We start from the raw sequence: 21,875 nt of genomic DNA, 5'->3' as shown, positions 1-21,875 counted from the left end.
GGTCAGGTGGCCTCCCCCTCGCCGGGCGGACGGCCGGGGGTCCTGAGCTCGGCCAGCAGGCTGTAGAGGGTGGAGCGGGAGATCCGGAGGGCGCGCGCGACGGCCGGGCCGGTGCGGCGCACCGCGAGGACCCCGGCGTCGTCGAGGCGGGCGAGGACGGCCAGCCGGTCGGCGCGGGTCAGCCGCTCGACCGGCCGGCCGCAGGTGCGGACGTAGGCGCCGACGATGTGCTGGACCTGCTCGTTCCAGTCCTGCTCGAAGAGCGGCTCGGGGCGGGCGACGGCCGGGGCGCCGAACGCGGAGAGCACGGCCGCGGCCTGCTCCAGGGGGGTCCGGTCGAGGTTGACGCAGAGCACCGCGGTGGCCGTGCCCTCGGCGTCGCGCAGCACGGCACTGACCGAGGACAGCCGCCGGCCGTCGGCGAGGAGCTTCTCGTACGGCCCGAACACGTCGTGGGCCGACGGGTCCAGAGCGTCGAGCTCGCCGAGCAGGGACGGGTCGCCCGGGCGGCGGCCGCTGGTCGGGTTCCAGATCGCCAGGACCCGGTCGGTGCCCGGGTCGTGCAGCACCACCTCGGCGTACGGACCGAGCAGCAGCGCGACGGCCTGGCAGACCGGGGTCCACATCCGTACACGGGGGTCGGTGTCCTGCTCTTCGCTACCCATGTCTGGACTGTACGTCCGATCTGGACGGAAAGTCCAGCACGCGGGTTGGCGCCCACCCGGGCCGAGCCGGCGGCGGGGCGCTCGGCAGCCCGCCCCCTGGAGGCCCGCCGAGATCCGTCAGGGGCCTCCCGCGTCGGCGGAACCCGGTCGACCGGGCGTGGCGGCCACCGGGACCCGGACCGTCACACGGGTTCCGGTCGGTGTCATGACGGCCAGCCAGCAGCCGGCGGCCTGCCGGACCAGCTTCAGTCCCCGCCCGCCGGCCGGCACCGCGGCCTCCGTGGACCGGGGCGGTTCGGGGCGGCACCGCCACCTGCCGAGGTCCTTGACCTCGACGGTGAGGTGCCCGGCGCGCTGGGTGAGAAGCACCGTGACCTCGGCGCTCCCGCTGTGGACGACGACGTTGCCCACCAGCTCGGTGACCACCACGGAGACCGCGTCGAGCGCGTCCTGCGGGATCCTCCAGCGGCGGGCCGTCTCCACGGCGAAGGACCGCAGGTCCGGCGGGGCGGAGGGCGTGACCGCCTGGGTGCACGCGGCCGCCCGCGCGCCCCGGGTCCCGGCCGGACGGGCCTGGGCCGGAACTGGGTGGGGCGGGGCCGGAACCGGGTGGGGCGGGCCGTGACGGCGGGCGGCCGGGCCGGTGGAGGCCGGGGGTGTCGTCGGGCTGGCAGTCACGTGGGGTCCCTCCTCGGATGTCGGCGGACGGGCTGCACCGCTCAGGCCGGGCTCTCGATCGGCTGCTCGCACCAGATGACCTTGCCCTGGTCCGTGTACCGGGTGCCCCAGCGGTGGGCGAGTTGGGCGACCAGGAAGATGCCCCGGCCTCCCTCGTCCGTGGTGGCGGCCCAGCGCAGGTGGGGGGCGGTGCTGCTGCCGTCGGAGACCTCGCAGACCAGGCTGGTGTCGCGGAGCAGCCGGACCCGGACCGGTGCCGTGCCGTAGCGGATGGCGTTGGTGATCAGTTCGCTGAGGATCAGCTCGGTGGTGAAGCCGAGGTCGTCAAGTCCCCAGTCGGCCAGGCGCCGGGCGCAGGCGTTCCGGACGGGTGCCACGGCGGACGGGTCCATCGGGACCTCCCACTCGGCGACCTGGTCCGGGGCCAGCCGGCCGGTCCGGGCGATCAGCAGGGCCACGTCGTCGGCGGGGTGCGGGGTCCGCAGGGCCCGGATGACGGCGTCGCAGGTCTCGTCCGGGGTGCGCCGCCCGTCGTCGGCCAGGGCTGTCCGGAGGCGCTCCAGGCCGTGGTCGAGGTCGTGCTCGCGGGTCTCCACCAGGCCGTCGGTGAACAGCACCAGCCGGGAGCCCTCGGCGAGCTTGAGTTCGGTGGTCTCGAAGGGGTGGCCGCCGACGCCGAGCGGGGGTGCCAGGGCGGCGTCCGGGTACTCGACGGTGCCGTCGGGGTGGACCAGGGCGGGGCCGAGGTGGCCGGCGCGGGCGAGGGTGCACACCCCGGACGCCGGGTCGTAGACGGCGTAGGCGCAGGTCGATCCGGTGATCGCGAAACCGCCGCACTCCTCGTCGGTCTGGGTGACCAGTTCGTCGAGCCGTCCCAGCACCTCGTCCGGCGGCAGGTCGAGCGAGGCGTAGGTGCGGATGGCGGTGCGCAGCCGGCCCATGGCGACGGCGGCGTTGATGCCGTGGCCGACGACGTCGCCGACGACCAGGGCGGTGCGCAGGCCCGGCAGCGGGATGAGGTCGAACCAGTCACCGCCGATGCCGGCACTGGCGGGCAGGTAGCGGTGCGCGACGTCCAGGGCGGTCGGCTCGGGGATGGTGCGGGGCAGCAGGCTGCGCTGGAGCGCGGCGGCGGTGCCGTGTTCGCGGGTGAAGCGGCGGGCGTTGTCGACGGAGACAGCGGCGCGGGCGGCCAGTTCCTCGGCCAGCGGCAGGTCGTCCGGTTCGAACGGGGTGCTGCCCGGCGCCCGCCGGAACTCGACCAGGCCCAGGACGCCGCCGCCGGCCCGCAGCGGGGCCGTGATCACCGTGTGCGGTCGGTCTCCGGCGGTGTCCGGACCGGCCAGCACGGCACGTCCGCCGTCCAGGCCGAGGGCCTGCGGTGAGGGGTCGGCCGCCGTGAGCGCCTGGCCCACGCCGGTCGGCGCCGGGTCCCCGGCCGAGCCGCGCAGGGCGGTACGCCGCAGCCGCCGGTCGCCCGGCACCGGGTCCTCGCCGCGGGTGACGGTCTCCGCCAGGTCGACCGCGACGGTGTCGGCGAAGCGTCCGGAGAGCGCGACCTCGGCGAGCTCCTCGCAGGTGCGGGTCATGTCCAGGGTGCCGCCGATCCGCAGGCCGGCCTCGTAGAGCAGTCGGCTGCGCCGGCCGGCCTCCTCGACCCGGTGGGTGAGGTCGTGCAGCTCGGTGGAGTCGCGGAGGGTGACCACGCTTCCGGGGAGGCCGCCGAAGGGGGCGGTGGGGCGCTTGTTGACGGCCAGCAGCCGGTCGCCGGCCTGGTGGATGCCGTCCGTGACCTCCTCGGTGGAGGAGAGCAGGGCAGCCGTCTCCGGGTCCAGGCCCAGCTCGGCCGGCGGCCGGCGCTCGGCGTCGGCCGGCAGGTCCAGCAGCCGCCGGGCCTCGTCGTTGGCGAGCATCACCCGGCCGTCCTCGCCGACGATCAGCACGCCCTCGCGGACGGCGTGCAGGACGGCGTCGTGGTGCTCGTACATCCGGGCCAGCTCACCGGGGCCCAGGCCCCGGGTCTGGCGCAGCAGCCGCCGGCGGGCCAGGGCGGTGGCGACGGCGGCCAGGGCCACCGCGCCGGCCGCGCTGCCCAGCAGCACCGGCAGCTGGGCGCCGACGACCGAGTCGACCCGGCCGAGCGTGATGTTCGAGGCGACGACGCCCTTGGGGGTGCCGTCCGGGCCGAACACCGGCACGGCGGTCGCGATCGAGTGGTACCGGGGCTTCGGCTCCTGCAGGTCGAAGGTGACGGTGCGGCCGGCATAGAGCTGCGGCACCACGTTCCGCATCACGTCCGGTGGCACCTCGTAGGGCCGGCCCACGTAGGAGGGGCGCGGTGAGGTGAGCTGGACGAAGCCAGCGCTGATCACGATGACGGAGTCCACCCCGGTGGCCTTGCGCACCGCCTCGGCCTGCGGCTGCAACACCGCCGAAGGATCCGGGCTGTCCAGCGCCTGGACCAGTCCCGGGGCGTGGGCGAAGGACTCGGCGACCCCACGGGTCAGTCGCCGGGCGTCGTTCTCCGTGCTGGACCGGGCCTGCATCACCAGGGCGGCGACGCCGGCGCCCACCAGCAGCACCACGATCAGGAGTTCGACCAGGAGGACCCGACCGGCCAGGCTGCGCACGCTCAGCAGCGCCCGGACACCGCAGGTGGGTCGGCGGGCGGGCGCGGTCACGGACTGCGGGGAGCGATCGGGCGGGTCGGACGGGAGGGACGGGTGGGAACGTTCTCGTGCCGTCGTGAGCAGGACCATGGCAGGGGCCCCCGTTCTCGGTGAGGTCGGACGCATCCGGTTCGACGGATGGCAGAACGGCGACGTCCGTTCGGCCCCCTCCCAGACCCTTCGACTCCGGTTGACTCCCGAACGACGTTACGGAGAGTTCTCGGCCCGGGGGCAGGTCCTCGCGGGCCGCAGAGGGGGCCTGGGCGGCCATTCCTCCCTATAGTCGGCAGGGGGGAGCCTCGGGAGTGGTGGACCATGACGACGAACAGCTCCGATCGGGCGCCGTTCCCCGGAACGCACCGGAGCACCTCGGCGACGATCCGGCCGAGCATCCTGTGGTACCTGGCCGCGGTCGTCGGCGAGCGGGGTGTCGACCTGGGGCCCGCGCTGACCTCCGCGGGCCTCGACCAGGCCGTTCTGGAGTCCCCGGAGCTCCGGGTCTCCTACCGGCAGGGCTGTACGGTCATCGAGCGGGCCCTGGAGCTGACCGCGGACCCCCGTCTCGGCCTCGCCGTGGGCGCCGTGCAGACCCTCACGGCCTGGGGGCCGCTGGGTTTCGCCCTCCTCGCCAGCGACACCCTGAGGGACGCCGTCGAACTGGGGATCCGCTACCAGAACCTCGCCGGGGCCATGCTGGTCTTCTCCATGCGGGACGACGAGGGCCCCCGCCCGGGCTTCGAGCTGCGCGTCGACATGCCCGACCCGGAGGTGGACCCCGCGGTCGGGGTGTTCCTGATCGACGAGGCGCTCTCCAGCACGGTGGCTCTGATCCGGCTGGGCGTCGGCGACTCGTTCGCCCCGCGCCTGGCCGAGTTCACCTATCCCCGCCCGGCCGACACCGCGGCGCACACGGAGTGGTACCGGTGTCCCCTGCGCTTCGGCACCGACGCCAACCGTCTGCTGGTCCCGCCCGAGTGGGCGCGGACCCCCATGCCGCAGCGGGACCCACGCACGCTCGCCTCGATCATCGGGATGATCGACGAGGCGTTCTCCCCGCGCCGGGAGCAGCAGGACCTGCTGGAGGTCCTGGAGGTCTCCGTCACCCGCAGCCTGCCGACCGTGCCCTCGCTCGCCGACCAGGCGCAGCGGCACTCGACCAGTGAGCGCACGCTGCGGCGCCGGATCGCGGAGTGCGGCACGACGTACGAGGCGATCGTGGACGGGGTGCGCCGGGAGCAGGTCGAGCAGTTGCTGCGCCGGACGCCGCTGACGCTGCGCGAGGTGGCCCGGCGGGTGGGGTTCGCCGACGAGCGGGCGCTGCGTCGCGCGGTCCAGCGCTGGCACGGAGTGGGGCCGACGGAGCTGCGGCGGATGCTCGGCGAACGGGCCGAGGCCGCCCCGGCCTGACGGGAAACCCCGGGAAACCGCGAGAACCCACGGGAACCAGAATTTCGATTCCGTTCAGTCGTGCAAAAGTATGCCCACATTTCCTCATTATGTGATGAGCTTGACGATCTCTCGGGCTTTGGGCTTGGATTGGGGCGGAAATCAATCCCGGCAACCTTGGGAATGTCCGCGATTTCGATCGAAAGCCGACACCAGGCGAACATTCATAATCACGTCCTGCCATTTTGGGAAACACCGCGAGAGGGGGAGGTCATGCGGGTGACCGGCGAGGAACCCACGGGACTCGCCACGGCGCTGGCCCTGGCCGCGGGTGACCCCCGGCCCTGCGCCCTGGCCGTGGCCGGCGATCCGGGGGGAGTCGTCCACCTGTCCGGCGGGGCCGTCACGGCCGTGCTGTCGCCGGGGGCACCGGATGCCGTCCGCGTCCTGCTGGCCTCGGGCCGGGTGAGTGAGCACGACTGGTCGACGCTCCAGCACCCGGCCGCCACGGGCCGGCTCGGCCCGGAGCTGCTCTCCCGCGCGCTCGTGGGCCCGCAGGAGCTCCAGGTCGTGTGCATGATGGCCGCGGCGGACGCCGCCTTCGCGATGGCCGCGGGCCGCATCGAGGGCTGTACGCCGGCCGCCACCTGCCCGTCCCCCGCGCTGGCCGCCCCGCAGGGCATCGCCCCCGACTGGCTGCTGCAGGAGACCGAGCGGCGCCTGGCCGCGCTCGCGTCCCTGCGGACCCCGCTGTCACCGGGCACCGACCGGGTACGCGCCACACCCGCCGCCCGCACCTCCGAACTCCCCGGCGCCAGGCGGGACATCCTGCGGTACGCCGACGGCCGCCTCAGCGCGGGCGGCATCGCGCTCCTGCTCGGGCGCGGCCTGTTCGCCGTGACCATCGAACTCTCCCGGATGGCCGGCGAAGGGCTGGTCGAGGTGGCGGCCCCCGAACCGGCGCCGCAGCCGCACCCGTGCCCGCAGCCGTACCCGCAGGAGCGGGCCGTGGCGGACCAGCCTCCCCCGCCCCGGGCGCTGGGCCGCCTGCCCCTGCGCCGCCGCGGCGCCAGCGGGATCAACGACGTGCTCCCGTTGCGGCCGCTCGCCGCCCGCCACGCCAGGCCGGCCGACCGGGCGCCGTAACCGGACGCGCGGCGTTTCACCCCGCCCGGCGGTCCTCCCGCAGCCACCCGGTCCTTCTCACCACGCCGGCGGGAAAGGCGCTGCCACCACCGGCCGTACCACTGAACCATCCCGATCGACAGGAGAACTGTGACCGACAAGAACGACGATCTGATCGCGGAGATGGGGGAACTGCGCGGGAGGGTCACCGGTGTCACCGGTGTGGTGGTCTCGGCGGTGGACGGTCTGCTCCTCGCCGCGGACCCGGGCGGCGGCATCGACGGCGTCGACGGGGAGTGCCTGTCCGCGCTGGCGGCGGCCGCGCTCGGCCTGGCCCACCGCGGCGGGGCGGCGACCGGAAGGAACGGTCTGCGCTGGAGCACCGCCCGGTACGGCGACGGCTACCTCGTGATGTTCCCGGTCGGCGACATGGGCGTGCTGACGCTGCTGGGCAGCGGGGACCTGGACCTCGCCGGGTTGGACGGCGTCTGCGAGCGGGCCGTCGCACGGATCGACCGCCTGCTCACCGCCCCGCGCACGCCCGCCGCGCAGGGCTGATCGACAACACCACCGGCCCGGGCGGGGACAACGCCCGGGCCCGAGCTGAGGAGCGCAGTGAACAGTCAGGGAACCAGCCTGTCCGAGCGGGTGTCGGGACTCGTCAAGACCCTCCGGTCCGAGGTCCCCGAGTGCCTGGCCTCGGGCGTCATCGACATGGCCACCGGGATGCTGCTGGCCGTCGAGACCGTGGACTCCCACCCGTCGGAGGTGCTAGACCTGCTCGCCGCCGCCACGCTCGACCTCTTCCAGGGCCGCAACGTGGTGATGATCGAAGGCCTCTTCAAGGAACGCCGCGGCGTGGTGTCGGACCGGCATTACTTCCAGGAGATCCTCGTCAACAGCGACAACCTCACGCACCTGTTCCTGCGGGCGGAGGGCGAGGAGGACATGGTCGCGGTCGTGGTCTGCCGCAAGACCGTCAACGTCGGCATGCTGTTCGCCCAGACCAGGCGCGTCCTGAAGCAGCACGGCCGGCTCTGACCGCAGGGCACCTGATCCTCGCTTCTCGCGGCGACCCGGCGCCGGGAAGCGAGGATCAGGCCTTCTTGACCACGCTCGACTTGAGCTGCATGGCGCCGAACCCGTCGATCCGGCAGTCGATGTCGTGGCCGTCCACACCGTCGACCAGACGGATGTTGCGGACCTTGGTCCCCGCCTTGATGCCCGAGGCGCTGCCCTTGACCTTGAGGGCCTTGACCACGGTCACCGTGTCGCCGTCGCTCAGTACGTTGCCGACCGCGTCACGGACCACCCGCTCGCCGCCTTCCTCCGCGCCGCCTTCGGCGGGAGTCCACTCGTGTCCGCACTCGGGGCACACCACCAGCGCGTCCATCGCGTAGGTGTACTCACCGGAGCACTTCGGGCACGGGGGCAGGTTCTCGCTCATGGACCTGGTTTTCTCTGAGTGTCACGTACTGCGGGGAAAGGGCACGGCCCCGCCACGCCCCCATGATTTTAGCAGTTGCAGATCTTCGCAATTCGAAGTCCCGGCCGGCGAGGTTCTCACCCGCTCCGGAGCCGGCCCCCCGTGTGACCGGTGTGACCGGCATGGCGGCGACCGGCACGGGTACACGCGACCGCCGAGGGGGACACCGCCGAGGGACGACCGGGAGGCCGTGATGAGCGACAGCGGCAGGGCGGACGAGGTGTACCAGCCCGCGGACGGCGGCGACGAGCAGGCGGACGCCACCGCGCTGGACCTGCAGAACGCCCTGGACGAACGGACCTACGACGAGATCCTCGACGAGGGCTGGTCGCCGCCCGACAAGCCGCTCGCCGTCCAGCGGACCGGCACCACCGCCGGTGAGCAGCGCAGCGGCGGGACGCTCGACGAGCGACTGGCCCGCGAACTGCCCGACCGGGAGCCGGACCGGGGTGGTCGCGTCGGCGACCTGCCCGGCGGCGCGAGCGGGCCGGTCGGCCCCGGGACACCTGCCGAGCCGGACACCGAGCCGGACAGCGGGGCGGGCACCGAGCGGGCCGGCCGCCTGGTCGCCCCCGACGAGGGCGCCCATCCGAGGACCGCGCAGCTGTATGCCGAGGACCTCGGCGTCGACGCCGGGGCGGCCACCGCCGAGGAGGCCGCCGTGCACATCGTGGCGGACCGCGACCTCGTCGACGACCGGGGAACGACCCGGCCCCGGCCGTGACACCGCACGGAGCCGGCGGCTCGGCGCGGCCGGCCGTGCGATTCCGGGCGCCGGTACGCGGAAGGGCCCGCGCCGGTCGGCGCGGTGACGTCGGTGATGACGCGACCGACCCGTCCGTCAGCCGCCGGCGGGATCGGAAGGATTCGACTCCGGGTCGGCGATCACGCCGTGGAAGGCGCGGATGTGGGCCTCGACCAGGTCGCCCGCGAGGTGCGCGTCGCCGGCGGCGACGGCGTCGAAGATGGCGTGGTGTTCGGCGCGGAGCCGGTCCGCCTCGGCCTCCCAGTCCGGGAGTCGGCGGAAGGCCCGGAGGACGGTGTGCCGTACGGCGTTGCGGACCGCGATGGTGAGGTCGGCGATCAGGCGGTTGCCGGCCGCCTCGGCGAGCGCCACGTGGAAGGCGGTGTCGGCGTCGTTGAACTGTTCGCGGGTCAGGCCGGGTCGGTCCATGGCGAGCAGGGGTTCGCGGATCCGGGCGAGGTCCTGCGGCGTGGCGTGGCCGGCGGCGAGGCGGGCGCTGGAGCGCTCCAGGCTGGCGCGGGCCTCGAAGACGTCGGCGAGCGGGAAGTTGGCGAGCGCGAGGTGGATCCGCAGGAGCTGGCTGAGTCCCTGGCTGGGCAGGGCGGCGATCACCGTTCCGGAGTCCGGGCCGGCGCCGACGCGGGCCACGAGGACGCCCTGGGCCTCCAGGATGCGCAGCGCCTCGCGGATGGCGGTGCGGCTGACGCCGAGCTGGTCGACGAGGTCGCGCTCGGGCGGCAGGCGGTCGCCGACCCGCAGCTCTCCGGTGCCGATCTGTTCCTCGATCCGGGCCAGGACCAGTTCGTAGGCCCGGGGGCGGGGCGCCGGCCCCCCTGTCGCGTCCGTCATGCGCCGCCCCCCGCTCGTCCCGCCGATACAGCCATCCTAGCGGCCACACGAGATTGGTCTGACCAAACCCCTCGCGCCTGTGTACAGTGGCACCCTATGGTCAGACCATTCCCCCGACGTCGGGAATCCGAGGGAGCCGCGATGCGTGTCGCACTCTTCGTCACCTGCGTGAACGACGCCCTGTACCCCGACACCGGAAGGGCCGTGGTGACCCTGCTGGAACGGCTCGGGGTCGAGGTCGACTTCCCCGCCGCCCAGACCTGCTGCGGTCAGCCGCAGTTCAACACCGGCTACCGCGCCCAGGCCGAGCGGCTCGCCCGCCGCACCGCCGACGCCTTCGCCGGGTACGACTACGTGGTGACCCCGTCCGGCTCCTGCGCGGCGATGGTCCGCGACCAGTACCCCGGGCTCGGCTGCGCGGGGCTCGGCGACCTGCCGGACCGGGTGTACGAGCTGACCGAGTTCCTGGTCGACGTGCTGGGCGTCACCGATGTCGGCGCCTGCTACCCGCACACGGTCACCTACCATCCGTCCTGCCACGGCCTGCGGATGCTCGGCCTCGGCGACCGGCCGCTGCGGTTGCTGCGGGCGGTCAGGGGGCTGGAGCTGGTCGAACTGCCGGGCGCCCAGGAGTGCTGCGGATTCGGCGGCACCTTCGCGGTGAAGAACCCGGCCGTGTCCGCGGCGATGGGGGCGGACAAGGTCCGCAACGCGCTCTCCTCCGGGGCCGAGGTGCTCTGCGGCGCGGACAACTCCTGCCTGATGCACCTCGGCGGCACCCTGCGCCGCCAGGACGCCCCGCTGCGGACCGTCCACCTCGCCGAGATCCTCGCCTCCACCGAACCCGAGGCCGCGGCTCACCCCCAGCCCGACGCCCACGCCGACCCGAACGGAGCCGCGGCATGAGCGGTACCTACCTCGGCATGCCCGCCTTCCCCGAGGCGGCCGCCGTCTCCACGCAGAACGCGCAGTTGCGTGCCAACCTCTCCCACGCCACCCGCACCATCCGCGACAAGCGGGCCGCCGCGGTCGCCGAGCTCACCGACTGGCCCGAACTCCGCCAGTCCGGCAGGGAGATCAAGGACCACACGCTGCGCCACCTGGACCGCTACCTGCTCCAGCTGGAGGAGGCGGTCACCGCCGCCGGCGGCACCGTGCACTGGGCCGCCGACGCCGAGGAGGCCAACCGCATCGTCGCCGACCTCGTCAAGGCCACCGGCGAGCGCGAGGTCGTCAAGGTCAAGTCCATGGCCACCCAGGAGATCGGCCTCAACGAGGCCCTCGCCGCCGAGGGCATCACCGCCTACGAAACCGACCTCGCCGAACTCATCGTCCAGCTCGCCGACGACCGCCCGTCCCACATCCTGGTGCCCGCGATCCACCGCAACCGCACCGAGATCCGGGACATCTTCGCCGACCGCATGGCCACCTGGGGACGTCCCGCCCCCGAGGACCTCACCGACTCCCCCGCGCACCTCGCCGAGGCCGCCCGGCTCCACCTCCGCGAGAAGTTCCTCCGCGCCAAGGTCGCCGTCTCCGGCGCCAACTTCATGATCGCCGACACCGGCACCCTGGTCGTGGTCGAGTCCGAGGGCAACGGACGCATGTGCCTCACCCTCCCCGAGACCCTCATCTCCGTCGTCGGCATCGAGAAGGTCCTCCCCACCTGGAACGACCTGGAGGTCTTCCTCCAGCTCCTGCCCCGCTCCTCCACCGCCGAGCGGATGAACCCCTACACCTCCCTGTGGACCGGCACCACCGCCGGTGACGGCCCCCGCCACTTCCACCTCGTCCTCCTCGACAACGGACGCACCGACACCCTCGCCGACGAGGTCGGCCGCCAGGCGCTGCGCTGCATCCGCTGCTCCGCCTGCCTCAACGTCTGCCCCGTCTACGAACGCGCCGGCGGCCACGCCTACGGCTCCGTCTACCCCGGCCCGATCGGCGCCATCCTCACCCCCCAACTCCGCGGTACGGCCAGCGAGGTGGACGCCTCCCTCCCCTACGCCTCCACCCTCTGCGGCGCCTGCTACGACGCCTGCCCCGTCGCCATCGACATCCCCGAGGTCCTCGTCCACCTCCGGGAACGCGTCGCCGAACAGGGCACCGGGCACCGTGCCGAGCGCGCCGCCCTCCGGGCCGCCACCTGGCTGCTCGACCACCCGGCGGCCTACACCGCGGCGACCCGGGCCGCCGTGGGAACGCGCCGGCTGCACCCGCGCCGGCTGCCGCTGCCCGGTCCCGCCAAGGCCTGGAGCGACACCCGCGACCTGCCCGCGATGCCCGAACAGACCTTCCGCGACTGGTGGAAGAAGAACCGCGGGGAAGGGAAGACCGCCCGATGAGCAGCTCCCGCGAACGCGTCCTCGCCAGGATCCGGGCCGCGCTGGCCGACGTCCCGGCCACCGAGGACCGGCCCGTCCACCGCGACTACCTCCCGACGCACATCCCCGAGGACCGCCCGGGCCTGCTGGCCGTCCTGGCCGAGAACCTCGCCGACTACCGGGCGGTCGTCCACCGCGGTACCGAGGCCGACCTGCCGGAGCTGATCGCCCGTCTGCTGGGCGAACGCGGCAGCACCTCGGTGGCCGTCCCCGCCGACCTGCCGGCCGCCTGGCTGGGCGCCGTCACCGGCGTCCGGGTGGTCACCGACTCTCCGGCCGTGACCCCGGGCGACCTCGACGCGGTCGGCACCGTGATCACCGGCTGCGCCCTCGCCGTCGCCGAGACCGGCACCATCGTCCTGGACGCCGGACCCGCGCAGGGCCGACGACTGCTCACCCTCGTCCCCGACCACCACGTCTGCGTGGTCCGCGGCGACCAGGTGGTCGCCTCCCTCCCCCGCGCCCTCCCGCTGCTCGACCCCACCCGCCCGCAGACCTGGATCTCCGGGCCGTCCGCCACCAGCGACATCGAACTCGACCGCGTCGAGGGCGTCCACGGACCGCGGTGCCTGGAGGTCGTCCTGATCGAGTGACCTCCGCACGCAGCCCGGTGCACCCGAGCCGCCCCTGGGCCGCCCACCGGTGGGGCGTCCTCAGCCCGCGGGAACCGCGGCCCGGCTCAGCTGCAGCACGCCGTCGGGCAGGTGACGGCCGGTGCCGCCGGGCCGGGTGGACGGCTGGGCCGTGGGCAGGAGTTCGAGGCGCTCGCAGCGCCAGCCGACGGTCTCGAAGACGGCCAGGTCGGGGAGGCCGTGCAGGGTCAGGTCCGTCCCGGCGGCGCGGGCCGCGGCGGTGAGGGCCCGTGCGGAGGCGGTGGAGAGGAGGTCGCAGATCCACGCGCCGTCGGCGCCGGCCGCCTCGGCCACCGCGGCGGCGAGGGCGCGGACCTCGCCCGGCGCGAGGTAGGTGAGCAGGCCCTCGGCCACCAGGAGGGTCCGGCGACCCGCCGTGCGGCGCCGCAGCAGCCCGCCGAGGACGGTGGGGTCGCGGAGGTCGCAGCGCAGCCGTTCCACCGGGACGGGCGCGGTCGCGGCGGGCAGCAGCCGGTCCTTGAGGTCGAGGACGGGCGCGCAGTCGATCTCGATCACCCCGCAGCCGCCGGGCCAGTCGAGCCGGTGGCTGCGGGCGTCGAATCCGGCGCCGAGATTGACGCAGAGGTCCCAGGGCCCGGCCGCGAGCAGGTCGGCGAGCATCCGGTCGACGGCGACGGTGCGGGCGACCACGACGGGGGTCCCGGCGGTGTGCCGGGTGATCCGGCGGACGGAGTCCGGGCAGAGCCGGGCGAAGCGCTCGGCGTACGGGTCGTGCAGCCCACTGCCCGGTTCGGCCGTCGCGCCGGCCCGGGCGAGGGCGGTGAGGAAGGCGGTGGCGGGGACCCGGTCGGCGAGCGGGTGGGCGGCCGGCACCGCTACTCCCACCGGAACAGCCGGACGGCGGCGGCCGTGCCCAGGACGACGACTCCGGCGAGGACGCCGAGGTCGAGGGCGACGTCGGCGGCGCCGTCCAGCCAGGCGTGCTGGAGCAGTTCGACCGCATAGGTCGCGGGCAGGGCGTCGCTGATGGTCTTCATCGCGGGCGGGAAGATCTGCAGCGGGATGGTCGCCCCGGAGAGGAAGATCATCGGGAAGTAGACCAGGTTGGCGATGGCCACCGCCGACCGCTCGGACGGCGCGACCGCGGCCACCACGCCCCCCACCGCGTACATCGCCAGGGCGGCGAGCAGCAGGGCGCCGACCGTGGCGGCCCCCGCCGAGGCCGAGGCCGGCAGGTGGAGGTCGAAGAACAGGTAGCCGGCGGCGACCAGCAGCAGGCCGCCGAGCAGGCTCAGCACGATGTTGACCAGCGCCTGCGCGACCAGGAAGGCGGAGGCGTCGACCGGTGTCGCGCGGAAGCGCTTGAGGACCTTGCGGTCGCGGTACTCGGCGAGGCCGAGCGGGAAGCTCATCAGACCGGTGACGGCGACCACCAGGACCAGGTAGGCGGGCACCGACATGTCCACCGTCCCGCGGCCGTCGAACTTCTCGGACGGCTCGTTGCCGTAGATCCCGCCGAACATGCAGAGCATCAGCACGGGGAAGGCGAGGGCGAAGAAGACCGGGGCGAAGTTGCGCATCATCCGCCGCCACTCGAACCGGACGATCGGCCACAGGGTCGCCATCTCAGGCCTCCTTCGTTCCGGTGGTGCCGTCGGCCGCGCCGACCAGCCGCAGATAGGCGTCCTCGAAGGTCGGGGTGGAGCGGCCGACCGCCGAGGGCGGGAGTCCGGCGTCCGCGAGCAGGCGCACGATGCGGTCGTAGTCGGCGGGGAAGCTGCCGGCGAACTCCAGTCGGCCCGGCGCGCCGGGCAGCCGGGTCAGCCCGAGGCCGCCGAGCCGCTCCTCGACGCCCGCGGCGCGCTCCGGCTCGCCGTCCGCGGCCGTCGCGAGGTCGACGGTGAAGGTGGACGGGCCGGCGTGCGCCTCGGTCAGCCGGGCGGGGGCGTCCAGCGCGACGATCTCGCCGCCCCGCAGGACGGCGACCCGGCCGCAGAGTGCCTCGACCTCGTCCATGGCGTGCGAGGTGAGCAGCACCGCGACGCCGCGGGCGGCCAGGTCGAGCACCGAGCGCCAGGTCTCCCGGCGCTGGTGCGGGTCGAGGCCGGTGGTGAGCTCGTCGAGGACGACCAGGCGGACGTCGCCGATCTGGGCGAGGGCCAGGGCGAGGCGCTGGCGCATGCCGCCGGAGAGGTCGGCGATCGGGCTGCGGCGGCGGTCGGCGAGGCCGAAGGCCTCCAGCAGCGCGGCCGAGGAGCCGGGCGCCCGGTAGATCGCCTCGTACAGGTCGCACAGTTCGCCGACCCGGGCGCGGCTGGGGAACTGGGACTCCTGGAGCTGCATGCCGACCAGGCGGGTGACCGCCTCGCGGTCGCGGCGGGGGTCGTGGCCGCAGACCGTGACCCTGCCGCCGCGGACCGGTCGCAGGCCGCCGACCGCCTCGACGATCGAGGTCTTGCCCGCGCCGTTCGGTCCGACCAGCCCGAACACCTCCCCGGGGGCGATCCGGAACGAGACCTCGCGGACGGCGGTGAACGTGCCGTAGGCGACGGTCAGCCGGTCGACGTCCACCACGGCGCCGTGGTCCGGCTCCGGTTCGGGACCGGTGGTCGCCGGATCGGCGGATGGCTGGTTGGTGGTCACAGGCTGAGCCTCCCGGGGGCCGTGCGCGCTCCGGGGGTGGAGGCGGCGCTGAGGTTGGTGTAGAAGCCGGCGAAGGACATGTGCAGCACCAGGGCGGGCAGCACGCCGCCGGTGGCCCAGGTCAGCAGGCCGCCGACCACGCCGAGGGTGAGGCTGGAGGTGCCCAGCACGTACGCCTGGACGCGGGTGGAGACCAGGGCGACCTGGCCGGCGGCGAACAGGCAGGTGCTGAAGGCCAGGGCGGGGACGGGGCCGCTGCCGAGTTCCGCCATCCCCAGCAGGATCACCCCGCGGAAGAGGACCTCCTCGAACAGGGCGGCGGCCGCCGGGATGATCCACCGGTAGTGCCGGGGCAGGGCGAGGACCGAGGCGATCCACTGGATGCGGGCGATCTCGCCGGGCACGTCCACCCGCGGGTCGGCCCGGTAGAGCAGTGACACGCCGAGGATGTTGGCGCTGGAGGTGCCGAGCACCGCCAGCAGCAGGGCGAGGGCCGTCCCGGGCGCGGGCGGGGCGAACAGCCGGTGGAGGGCGAGCGGCGTGCACGCCAGCAGCACCGTCAGGGCCAGGGCGCCCAGCACCAGGTACACCGCCGTGCCGAACACCGCGAAGGCCGCCTCGGGACGCAGGCCGGTCCGGCCGGCGAGCCACAGGGCCGTCCGCCGGCGGCGCGCCGGGTCGTTGAACGGCAGCCGGTACAGCGCCAGCCACCCGGCGACCACGGCGGTGGCGAGCGCGGCGAAGGCGGGCCCGCTCATCCGGCCGCCTCCCGTCCGCCGCCCGGCCGCAGCGCCCCGGCCCGTGCGCCGCGTTCCTGACGGACCGCCAGCGCGAGGACCGCCGCGTTCTGGGCGAGGTGCGCCACCAGCGGCACCGCGAGGCTGCCCGACACCACCGCGAGCAGCCCGAAGACCGTCCCGGACAGCGTCTTCTGCACCACCGCGAGCCCGCCGAAGAACAGGTGGCCCACGGCGTACGCCACGGCGGCCGCCGCGACCGCGACGGCGACGGGCAGCCGAAGGCGCTCGTGCAGGACGCCGATCCACAGGCCCCGGTAGAGCAGTTCCTCCGCGGCGGCGGTGACCAGGACGGCGGCCGCGTACGAGCCGCCGACCGTGCCGACCGTCGCGCTGCCGCCGCGGTGGACCGCGAGCCGCGGCAGGCCCGTTCCGGCCAGCAGCCGGGGCACCGCGCCGACCGCGAACTCCGCGCCGACCAGCGCCACGCCGACGGCCGCCGCCATCGCCAGCCAGGGCGCGCCGGTCCGCCATCCGGTCAGCGCGTCCGGGGTGAAGCCGCCGTCCGCCGCGACGGCGACGGCCAGCGCGGTCACCACCAGGTACGCGGCGGGGGCGCCCAGCAGCCCCCACCGTGCGGAGCGTCGCGGATCCGCCTGGGCGCCGGGGCCGAACGCCGTGGCGACGCGCACCAGTTCGGCGGGCGCGACGGTGGCCACCAGCACCAGCAGCTCAAGGGAGCGGGTGTGGGACCACATGGGTCACGCCCCCATGGCTGCGCATCCGGGGATGGCCCTTCGGCGGGAACCCGGGCAGGCACATGCTCAGCAGCTCCGGGACGACCGCCCGGACCACCCGCCACGGGGTGTCGGCCAGCTCCGGCGGGGTGAAGTCCAGGTAGCCCGCGTACTCGCTGACGCCGGCGAGGTCCGCCAGCAGCCGGCGGATCGCCGCCGTGTCGTCCGCCGCGTAGCCGGGCAGCCCGGCGAAGTCGACCCGGCCCTCGACGCGGCTCTCCACGGCGGCGAGCTTGCGCCCGGCCTCCCCGGGGGCGGCGAACCAGAGCACGTTGGTGTCCAGGTCGGTGTACGCCGAACCCCCTTGCGCGAAGTGCACGTTGGGCAGGTCGAAGACGGTGCTGAACATGCCGATGCCGAGGATCGCGGTCGCCTCTGCGGCGCCCCGCAGCAGGGCCCGCCGCGGGTCGGGGTCGGCCTGCAGCCCGAACGCGATGTACGGCAGCCGCCCGTCCCGGCGTACCAGGGTGACCCCGATGTTCGGCAGCGGCAGCTCCGGCCGGGTCAGCAGGCTCGCCCGGACCTCGTACGGCCCGTCCGGCGGGAGCGCGGCCGCGGCGAGGAGCTCACGGCCGTCCGCGTCCAGGTCGATCAGCGGCGCCTTGGCCCCGGTGTACCAGTTGAGGATGAACGCGTCGATCTGCACGGCCTCGACCAGTGCGCCCAACAGCGCCTTGTCGAGGGACACATGGGCCGCCGTCCCGGTGGAGAAGGACGGGGTGAACATCTTGTCGGCCGCGTTCCGGTCGCTCCGGAAGCCGAGGAAGACCAGCTGCGCCGGCAGGTACACCTCCTCCCCCGGTCTGGTGAGCGACGGGCAGGCGATCCACGCGATCACGTCGTCCTCGGTCGGCGGCTCCGGCGAGTACCGGTGCATCATCCGGGCGAGCTGTCCCTGCTGCTCGGCGTCGAAGATGCCCAGCAGTTCCAGCGGCAGGCAGCGGTGCCGGGAGGACAGCGAGCGGTAGGAGGCGTACTCGATCCGGTCGGCGAACAGCGGCATCGCCATGATCGCCGCGTAGCGCTCCACGGCCTCGCCGGTGAGCCGGGTCACCGCCTCCTCGTGGGTGGAACCGTAGCCGGCCAGGTGGTACTGCATCTGCATGTGCGGGTCGTCGAGCGCGAGCCGGTGGTACTGCGGCATCGCCGCCGTGGCCGAGCGCAGGTACGGCTCGCCCTCGACCGCGGCGACCGAGACCAGCATGCCGGGCAGGATGCCGCCCTGGTTCCCGCCGATCCGGCCGTACCGGGCGAGCGCGTCGGCCATCCCGGGGTGGCCCAGGATCGGGATGCCGCTCATCGGCCCCCTCCGAGCGCGTCGCGCACATGCCGGTCGACGACGGTCCGGCTGGAGAAGTTGATCTCCCGCACGATGTCCCGGGCGACGTGCCCGCAGGCCGGACAGGTCCCGATCCGCAGCACGTCCTGCGCCTGGATCTCGTACGTCGGCAGGTAGATGCTCAGTGCCCGGCCCAGGAAGCGCGAGGTGCCGAGCGAGCGCAGCAGCACCGCCTCGTTGACCAGGTGGGCGCAGATCAGCGACTCCACGCCGTTGGCTCCGCCGGCGCCGGCGGAGGCCGTGGCCCCGACGAAGGCGTGGTAGCCGATGTGGTCCTCCAGCCGGGCCAGCGAGCGCTGTTCGAAGCACTCCAGGCAGCCGGTGCGCGGACTGTCCGCGCCGACCACGGTGGCGAACGGGCCGTCGACCAGGCCGACCACCACCGGCTTCTCCAGGTGGCAGGCGAGCCGGTTGAGGTTGCGCAGCGCCAGGACCGAGCCCTGCCCGAGGTGCACCACCAGCGAGTCGCAGTGCGCCACGGCGGCGCTCAGCCGCTTCAGCGCGTCCGCCGCGGCTATGCCGCCCATCCCGGAGGTCAGGTCGGCGCCGCGCAGCCCGTCCAGGAAGTCGGCCGGCAGCAGCTCCAGCGGCAGGCCCAGGCTCTGCGCCTGCCCGGCCACGTAGGCGGCGGCGCTGGGCGAGTCGGCCGTGAAGGCGACCGTGGCCTCGGCGGAGGCGTCGGCGCCGTACAGGTCCAGGTTGCCGAGCAGGGCCCGGGCCATCGCCCCGCCGCGCTCGGAGGCGCGGTCGTGGGCGAGGAACCCCGCCTGCCGCAGCTCGTTGACCGCCAGCTGCAGGTTGGCCCGCTCGACGGGGATCAGACCGGTGGCGTCCGCGAACGTCCCGTCGGCCGGCTTGCCCGCCGCCAGCGTCTCGAACAGGGCGGTCATCGCGGCCCGGACCGCGGGCGACTCGGCCCTCAGGTCGACGTTCACCTCGGAGAAGTTCCAGATCCCCCAGCGCAGCCGGACCACGCCCGGCTCGACGGCGAGGAGGCGGACCGAGGTCGCGAGGACCACGCCCGGATCGGCGGGTGCGAGGGTCATGGCTCAGGCCTCTCCGTGTCCGAGGAGCGTCAGGTGGACGACATGGCGCGACGTGCCGTCGCAGCCCAGGGTCTTCTCCAGCGTCTGCTTGTCGTACCCGCCCTGATCGCAGCCGATCATGCCGAGCGAGGTCCGGGCCAGGTGCACGTTCTGCGAGATCCCGCCGACCTCGATCAGCGCGAACACCAGCCCGCTGTCCCCGTACTTCTGCGAGTTGGCGTACAGCTCGTAGACGTAGACCAGGGCGAAGGCGACCTTGTCGAGCTCCACGTCCGCGGTCCACATCTGGCGGCTCAGGTCGACGGGCCGCGGGTCCGGCCGGTACGGCACCAGGGTGTGGCTGTGCGGCTGGTACGCGTAGGCGCCGGGCGCCAGGCCCTTCACGTGCTGGGCGAGCACCGCCAGCCGGACCGGGTAGAGGCCGCCGCCGGAGGGCGCGTTGCGCAGCGCCACCGCGGCGTCGCCGTCCTGCGCGGTCGGAACGGGCAGGCTTCCCGAGACGCCCTGCGCGTGCCACAGGACGGTGGCCAGCTCCTCCAACGACGCCGGCTTGCCGGAGAAACCCCGGCCGCTGCGCCGGGTGGAGACCGTGTCGGTCAGGCCGCTGCGCAGCCGCTTGTGCGCGGGCAGGGCGATCGCCCCGTCCACCCGCTCCTGGAGGTCGCCGTGCGCGGTGGAGAGGACGGCGTCGTGGCCGTAGAACCGCGACACGCCCAGCTGCATCCCCAGGTCCCGCCCGCTGCGGCGGTGGTTGAGCAGCAGTTCCTCACCCACGAAGCCGTGCACGGCCGGACTCCACCGGCCCCGCACCACCGACTCCGGCGCCCGGACCACCGTCGTCGCGCTGTACATCGACACGGAGGTGTGCTGCTGGCCGAAGGCCGCGACGGTCGCCAGATGGCTGTTGCGGCCCAGGTAGTCGGAGACGGCTTCCTGCGAGTCCTTCAGTGACATCTCGGCCTTTCGCTCGACGGGGTGGCGCGACGGGGCCTTGCACGAGAACGGGTTGCGCGGTGGCGGCTTGCCTGCGGAGGGCGGAGGGCCTGTGCATCGGGCGGGGTCGAGCGACCCCGCCCGACCCCGGTGACTACCAGCTGCAGCACGAGCTGCAGCAGCAGTTCCCGCCGCCACAGGTGGTGCTCGCTCCCGGAGCCACCTGGACGAACGCGCCACCGGTCGCGGTGCTGCCGACCTGGCTGGAGAAGCTCAACATCTTTGCCTCACCTCCCATCGAGGGCACGAAGGGGAAGATCCGGCCCGCTGGCCGCTCGGAGCGTAGCAGCCGTCACAGCGGCAGGGGAACGGTCTTGCGCGGCTTCAATTACCGTTCGGTAATCCGTACTTGACTCTTCATCAGCTGAAGGTTCCGGCACCGCTACGGGGAGGCGCGGTCTCCTCGCGCACGGACCTTCGGCTCGGTCATCGACGCCCTCCGCCGCGTCCGTGTGCCGGCGGACCTCCGCCGAACGCCGAGCCGCTCCTCCGCAGGTGGGGCCGGGGAGGAGCGGCGGTTCACGGGGGCATACGGTCGGTGCTCAGCGGGCCGTGAGGTACATGCCGGTGGCGTCTCGGCCCGGGGTGTTGCGGCAGGACCAGTTGCCGCCGGTCTTGGCGTCGAGCAGGGTCAGGCATCGTCCGAGGGCGAGCTGGCCGTAGTAGTCGGGGTGGAAGGACTCCTCGACGGCGCCCTGGATGGTGGTGCCCAGGTCGAGGAAGCGCGCCCACTCACTGGTCGTGGCGGTGGGCGGGTTGGCGGTGGTGGCCAGGCGGGTGGCGGTGGAGCAGACCTCCCGGCCCTGGAGCATGTCGCGCAGGTCGAGGAACTGGACGCCCTTGGCGGCGGCGACCCGGGCGAGCTGGTCGGAGATCTGCGGGACGAGGCGGTCGCGGGCCCAGTCGGAGTCCTGGTCCCAGAACGGGCAGCCGCCGGTGCTGGTCCGGGACCAGCCGCTCTCGGGGTAGCGGTTCTCCGAGCTGCGCGGGATCGGGGAGGGGTAGGACTGGAGGACGATCCGGTAGCTGCCGGGGGCCTTGCCGGCCGCGGTCATGACGGCGCGGATCTCGTCGACGGACCGGCCGACACCGGCCATGGCCTGGCTCATCCTGGAGTCGATCGCGGCCTGCTGGTCCTGGTGGCAGTAGGAGCCCCAGAGTTCGTAGTCCTCGACGCAGGAGATGATGACGTCGGCGAAGCCGAGGTCGTTGCCGCCGATCGACAGGGTGATCAGCTTGACGTCGTAGCGGCTTGCCACGGCCGCGAGTTGGTCGGCCTGCGGTGCCTCGCCCTTGTACGCCTGGCCACCGCTGGCGGCGCGGGGGATGTTGGCGGACGTGGCGCCGGAGCAGGCCAGGTTGATCTGGTTCTGGGTGAGGGCGGCGCTGCGGATCTCGGCGACGTCCGAGCGGTCGCAGCCGTTGGCGGCGCTGTCGGCGTAGATCCGGGACGGGTCGTACGAACTGCCGGTCCAGGCACGGTCGGTGCCGGCCCGGCCGGTGGCGGTGGTGAGGCTGTTGCCCTTCCAGCGGCCGGCCTCGCCGGAGATGTAGCTGTCGCCCATCGCGACCGAGGCGGTGGGGTTGGCGGCCGCCCGGGCCGGGGCCGAGGCGACGGCCAGGGGCAGGGCGAGGGCGACCGCGGTGAGCGGCGCGAGGAGGCGGGAGGTGCGGCGGCGCGTGGGCACGGCGGCTCCTGGGTGTGTCCCGGGCGCGGGGGTGGTCCCGGGGTGGGGGTGG

At 74.1% G+C, this 21,875-nt stretch carries 22 protein-coding genes; 8 read left to right on the top strand and 14 right to left on the bottom strand.

The genetic code is table 11. The annotated features are described in order from the left end of the window. Window positions 1–2: 2 nt before the first annotated feature. The 3 genes from ABWK59_RS33810 to ABWK59_RS33800 form a co-directional block, all read right to left on the bottom strand. A complete protein-coding gene (locus tag ABWK59_RS33810) occupies window positions 3–665 on the bottom strand; it encodes a helix-turn-helix transcriptional regulator (RefSeq protein WP_354644483.1) in 663 nt (220 codons plus the stop codon). A 117-nt stretch (window positions 666–782) separates the two neighbouring features. Beyond that, the gene (locus ABWK59_RS33805; protein ID WP_354644482.1) at window positions 783–1,343 is read right to left on the bottom strand and encodes an ATP-binding protein; all 561 of its coding nucleotides are present in this window, start codon (window positions 1,341–1,343) and stop codon (window positions 783–785) included. Window positions 1,344–1,384: 41 nt separating this feature from the next. Further along, window positions 1,385–4,102, bottom strand: coding sequence for a SpoIIE family protein phosphatase (locus ABWK59_RS33800; protein ID WP_420492891.1), 2,718 nt, complete (start codon window positions 4,100–4,102; stop codon window positions 1,385–1,387). 225 nt (window positions 4,103–4,327) lie between these two features. Here ABWK59_RS33800 and ABWK59_RS33795 point away from each other — a divergent pair, with 225 nt between their 5' ends. The 4 genes from ABWK59_RS33795 to ABWK59_RS33780 all read left to right on the top strand — a co-directional run bounded on the left by ABWK59_RS33795 (window position 4,328) and on the right by ABWK59_RS33780 (window position 7,564). After that, window positions 4,328–5,419: an AraC family transcriptional regulator gene (locus ABWK59_RS33795; RefSeq protein ID WP_354644480.1), complete on the top strand. Its 1,092-nt coding sequence runs from the start codon at window positions 4,328–4,330 to the stop codon at window positions 5,417–5,419. 252 nt (window positions 5,420–5,671) lie between these two features. Then, window positions 5,672–6,544 carry a MarR family transcriptional regulator gene (locus ABWK59_RS33790; RefSeq protein WP_354644479.1) on the top strand — a complete coding sequence of 291 codons (873 nt, stop codon included), beginning with the start codon at window positions 5,672–5,674 and terminating at the stop codon, window positions 6,542–6,544. A 129-nt stretch (window positions 6,545–6,673) separates the two neighbouring features. Beyond that, the gene (locus ABWK59_RS33785; protein WP_354644478.1) at window positions 6,674–7,081 is read left to right on the top strand and encodes a roadblock/LC7 domain-containing protein; all 408 of its coding nucleotides are present in this window, start codon (window positions 6,674–6,676) and stop codon (window positions 7,079–7,081) included. A gap of 57 nt (window positions 7,082–7,138) precedes the next feature. Then, window positions 7,139–7,564, top strand: a complete 426-nt coding sequence (locus tag ABWK59_RS33780; protein ID WP_354644477.1) for a hypothetical protein — start codon at window positions 7,139–7,141, stop codon at window positions 7,562–7,564. A 55-nt stretch (window positions 7,565–7,619) separates the two neighbouring features. Here ABWK59_RS33780 and ABWK59_RS33775 read toward each other — a convergent pair whose 3' ends face one another. Next, window positions 7,620–7,970: a zinc ribbon domain-containing protein YjdM gene (locus ABWK59_RS33775; protein WP_354644476.1), complete on the bottom strand. Its 351-nt coding sequence runs from the start codon at window positions 7,968–7,970 to the stop codon at window positions 7,620–7,622. Window positions 7,971–8,202: 232 nt separating this feature from the next. Here ABWK59_RS33775 and ABWK59_RS33770 point away from each other — a divergent pair, with 232 nt between their 5' ends. After that, a complete protein-coding gene (locus tag ABWK59_RS33770) occupies window positions 8,203–8,733 on the top strand; it encodes a DUF5709 domain-containing protein (protein ID WP_354644475.1) in 531 nt (176 codons plus the stop codon). A gap of 117 nt (window positions 8,734–8,850) precedes the next feature. Here ABWK59_RS33770 and ABWK59_RS33765 read toward each other — a convergent pair whose 3' ends face one another. After that, entirely contained in the window at window positions 8,851–9,603 is a 753-nt protein-coding gene (locus ABWK59_RS33765) for a FadR/GntR family transcriptional regulator (RefSeq protein WP_354644474.1), read from the bottom strand. A gap of 141 nt (window positions 9,604–9,744) precedes the next feature. On the opposite strand from ABWK59_RS33765, the gene ABWK59_RS33760 reads away from it, so the two are divergent. Genes ABWK59_RS33760 through ABWK59_RS33750 form a run of 3 tightly spaced genes read left to right on the top strand, consistent with a single transcriptional unit; the run spans window position 9,745 to window position 12,580 of the window. Beyond that, window positions 9,745–10,509, top strand: a complete 765-nt coding sequence (locus ABWK59_RS33760) for a (Fe-S)-binding protein (RefSeq protein ID WP_354644473.1) — start codon at window positions 9,745–9,747, stop codon at window positions 10,507–10,509. Beyond that, the gene (locus tag ABWK59_RS33755; protein WP_354644472.1) at window positions 10,506–11,948 is read left to right on the top strand and encodes a LutB/LldF family L-lactate oxidation iron-sulfur protein; all 1,443 of its coding nucleotides are present in this window, start codon (window positions 10,506–10,508) and stop codon (window positions 11,946–11,948) included. The genes ABWK59_RS33760 and ABWK59_RS33755 overlap by 4 nt, the downstream gene beginning before the upstream one ends. After that, window positions 11,945–12,580: a LutC/YkgG family protein gene (locus ABWK59_RS33750; RefSeq protein WP_354644471.1), complete on the top strand. Its 636-nt coding sequence runs from the start codon at window positions 11,945–11,947 to the stop codon at window positions 12,578–12,580. Before ABWK59_RS33755 ends, ABWK59_RS33750 begins: the two co-directional genes overlap by 4 nt. A gap of 60 nt (window positions 12,581–12,640) precedes the next feature. Here the strand turns inward: ABWK59_RS33750 and ABWK59_RS33745 are convergent, their stop codons facing one another. The 9 genes from ABWK59_RS33745 to ABWK59_RS33705 form a co-directional block, all read right to left on the bottom strand. Next, a complete protein-coding gene (locus tag ABWK59_RS33745; protein WP_354644470.1) occupies window positions 12,641–13,453 on the bottom strand; it encodes a class I SAM-dependent methyltransferase in 813 nt (270 codons plus the stop codon). A gap of 2 nt (window positions 13,454–13,455) precedes the next feature. Beyond that, window positions 13,456–14,205 (bottom strand): ABC transporter permease, encoded by a 750-nt coding sequence (locus ABWK59_RS33740; RefSeq protein ID WP_354644469.1) that lies wholly within the window; start codon window positions 14,203–14,205, stop codon window positions 13,456–13,458. A 1-nt stretch (window position 14,206) separates the two neighbouring features. Further along, window positions 14,207–15,223 carry an ABC transporter ATP-binding protein gene (locus ABWK59_RS33735; protein ID WP_354644468.1) on the bottom strand — a complete coding sequence of 339 codons (1,017 nt, stop codon included), beginning with the start codon at window positions 15,221–15,223 and terminating at the stop codon, window positions 14,207–14,209. Continuing rightward, window positions 15,220–15,981 carry a CPBP family intramembrane glutamic endopeptidase gene (locus ABWK59_RS33730; protein WP_354644467.1) on the bottom strand — a complete coding sequence of 254 codons (762 nt, stop codon included), beginning with the start codon at window positions 15,979–15,981 and terminating at the stop codon, window positions 15,220–15,222. Before ABWK59_RS33730 ends, ABWK59_RS33735 begins: the two co-directional genes overlap by 4 nt. Further along, complete coding sequence (locus tag ABWK59_RS33725; protein ID WP_354644466.1) at window positions 15,978–16,718, bottom strand: type II CAAX prenyl endopeptidase Rce1 family protein; 741 nt, start codon at window positions 16,716–16,718, stop codon at window positions 15,978–15,980. The genes ABWK59_RS33730 and ABWK59_RS33725 overlap by 4 nt, the downstream gene beginning before the upstream one ends. Further along, a complete protein-coding gene (locus ABWK59_RS33720) occupies window positions 16,693–18,057 on the bottom strand; it encodes a YcaO-like family protein (RefSeq protein WP_354644465.1) in 1,365 nt (454 codons plus the stop codon). The genes ABWK59_RS33725 and ABWK59_RS33720 overlap by 26 nt, the downstream gene beginning before the upstream one ends. Beyond that, complete coding sequence (locus ABWK59_RS33715; protein WP_354644464.1) at window positions 18,054–19,142, bottom strand: hypothetical protein; 1,089 nt, start codon at window positions 19,140–19,142, stop codon at window positions 18,054–18,056. Before ABWK59_RS33715 ends, ABWK59_RS33720 begins: the two co-directional genes overlap by 4 nt. A gap of 3 nt (window positions 19,143–19,145) precedes the next feature. Beyond that, complete coding sequence (locus tag ABWK59_RS33710; protein ID WP_354644463.1) at window positions 19,146–20,096, bottom strand: SagB/ThcOx family dehydrogenase; 951 nt, start codon at window positions 20,094–20,096, stop codon at window positions 19,146–19,148. A 581-nt stretch (window positions 20,097–20,677) separates the two neighbouring features. Further along, on the bottom strand, window positions 20,678–21,823 hold the full coding sequence (locus ABWK59_RS33705) for a GDSL-type esterase/lipase family protein (protein WP_354644462.1): 1,146 nt from the start codon (window positions 21,821–21,823) through the stop codon (window positions 20,678–20,680). Window positions 21,824–21,875: the final 52 nt, after the last annotated feature.

It is taken from the genome of Kitasatospora sp. HUAS MG31 (genome assembly GCF_040571325.1).
Classification (GTDB): domain Bacteria; phylum Actinomycetota; class Actinomycetes; order Streptomycetales; family Streptomycetaceae; genus Kitasatospora; species Kitasatospora camelliae.
The sequence above is the reverse complement of the archived record's forward strand: the minus strand, read 5'-3'. Positions and strand labels throughout refer to the sequence as shown.